This is a genomic window from Pseudonocardia sp. McavD-2-B (genome assembly GCF_024124365.1).
In the GTDB taxonomy this organism is placed as follows: domain Bacteria; phylum Actinomycetota; class Actinomycetes; order Mycobacteriales; family Pseudonocardiaceae; genus Pseudonocardia; species Pseudonocardia alni.
In genome coordinates this window covers 1-2,101 of sequence record NZ_JAMXSG010000478.1, presented here as the reverse complement: position 1 = coordinate 2,101, position 2,101 = coordinate 1, and the positions used below count along the sequence as shown (strand labels likewise).

The 2,101-nt window shown below is 78.5% G+C and carries 2 protein-coding genes; both read right to left on the bottom strand.

What is annotated here, in order from left to right:
• Positions 1-83: 83 nt before the first annotated feature.
• Positions 84-1,445, bottom strand: a complete 1,362-nt coding sequence (locus tag NH602_RS30415; protein WP_253069631.1) for a YcaO-like family protein — start codon at positions 1,443-1,445, stop codon at positions 84-86.
• On the bottom strand, positions 1,442-2,101 hold a 660-nt coding region (locus tag NH602_RS30410), incomplete at its 5' end, for a CocE/NonD family hydrolase C-terminal non-catalytic domain-containing protein (protein ID WP_253069630.1). The genes NH602_RS30415 and NH602_RS30410, both read right to left, overlap by 4 nt.

Here is a 2,101-nt window from a genome sequence, read left to right as displayed (position 1 = left end):
GGACCGGTCCCGCTGCGGGTCCGGTCCGGGCCCCGGTGCGGCGTGGCCCGGGCACGGTGCGGCCCCGCCCGGGGGCGGGACCGTCACAGGAACGGCGGCGGGCAGTGCACGAGCCCGTCGGGACCGGCGGCCGGGTCGAGGCCGAGCCCGTGGGCGCGGGCGGTGTCGCGCCAGCGGGGCAGCCCCCAGTACCGGAACGCGGCGGGCGCGTTGGGGACGAGACCGGTGGCGCAGGTGCGGACCACCCGCCAGGGGGTCTCGGCGACGTCGGGAGTGGTGAGGTCCACGCGGGCGATGCGGTGCCCGTCGGCGAGCAGCGCGGCGGTCAGCGACGCGAGGTCCCCGGCCGGCCCGGTGCGCAGCGGGCCGCGGGTCGCGGGCGCGGTGAACCGGGGCAGATGCTCCTCCTGCACGCGCGGGTCGAGCCACACCTGCACCTGGGCGCCGAGGTCGCGCACGGCGGCGTAGCGCCCGCCGGCGTCGTCGCGGTAGCGGCGGTCGGCGCGGTGGTCGAGGTAGAGGCCGCGGGCGAGGACACCGGCGTCGATCGAGGCGTACACCCAGCCGTCGGGGTCGAGCAGTCCGCGGGTGAACACCCAGGTGTGGACGGCCTCCAGTACCGCCTTGGTGGCGGCCTCGGCGGCGTCGAAACGGGCGGCGCCGCCCCCGGCGACGATCCCGGTCTCCGGGTCGACGACGACGGCACCGACCACGGCCGCCGGGTACTCGGTGGGCAGCTCGACGAGGTGGACGTCGAACGCGGCCCCGGCCAGCGCGGCGTCGAGCCCGGGGACCGAGGCCCGGTCGATGCCGTGGGAGGGCAGACCGAGGTGCCACCAGCGTTCCAGCGCGTCGCGTTCGACGAGCTCGAGCAGGCCGCGCCGGTGGGCGTCGACGGCGCCGTCGCCGGTGGCGATGCCGGCGTAGTTGAGGTGGTGGAAGCGGGGTTCGGCGCGACGGGCCCCGCTGTGGTGGTTGAGCAGCGCCCAGGAGGCGGGCAGCCAGGTCGGCTCCTCGTCGGCCTCGACGCCGGCGATCCAGCGGATCGGTAGGTCCTCGGTGAAGCGCTGGTAGGGACGGCCGTCCTGCCAGTGCGCGAGCAGCGGCAGCTCCTCGGGCCCCCAGCAGCGGTGTCCCGCGGCGCGCAGCTCCGCGGCCGTGGTGAGCGGCAGGTCGCGCGGGACGCGGTTGCCGCAGTAGCGCTCGACCGCCTCGCCGAGTGCGGCGGTGCGGGCGCCGTCGCGGTCGCCGAAGGTGGTGCCGAGGCTGACCCGGTCCGCGGGCCAGGCGCCGAGCCGGCGCGCGTCGGACACCTCGGCGGTGACGGCGGTGTACGCGGCGGGCAGCCCCGGCACGGGGGCGACGTCGACCAGCCGGCGGACGATCCCGCCCACCGGGTCGACCAGCGCCTCCACCGGCAGTACGGGAACGGTCGGTGCCGTCACAGGGTGACCTCCTCGGGGATGGCGGCCGCGGCGACCTCGTCGCGGCCGGGTCGGACGTGTGGCAGGTCCAGGCGCAGCGCGTGCACGGTGCGGTGGTCGGCGCGCAGGTCGGTCGCGTGCGCCGGGTCCTGTCCGGTGTGCGGGTTGCGGGCGTGTGCGGGCCAGTGGTGCCCGGCGATCTCGACGCGCAGCCGGTCGCCCTCGCCCACGGCGGCGCCGACCGGCGGGGTGGTGACGACGACCTGCCGCGACGCCGGGCCGCGGTGCCGGTGCACGGCGGTGACGAGGTCGTGGCCGCGCAGTCCGACCCGGACGACCCAGTCGGCGTCCGGGGCGTCGGTCTCGCCGGTGACGGTGACGACCAGGGGCCCGGCGAGCACCCCCGCCGGCAGGGGCGGGGTGTGGGCGACGACCCGGTCGGCGGGGCGGCCCGCGGCGGCCGACTCGGTGGTCGCGCTGGTGGTTGCGGCGGTGGTCGCGCTGGTGGTTGCGGCGGTCGCCCCGGTGCTGGTGGCAGGGGTCGCCGCAGGGGTCGCCGCAGGGGGCGTAGCAGCGGGAGCGGCGCCGTCGGTCGACGCGAGAGCCGGCGTGGGTGCGCCGGGCGCGCGGGACCGGACGGGCCGCTCGGGGTCGGCGACGAAGCCGGTGGGGAACCC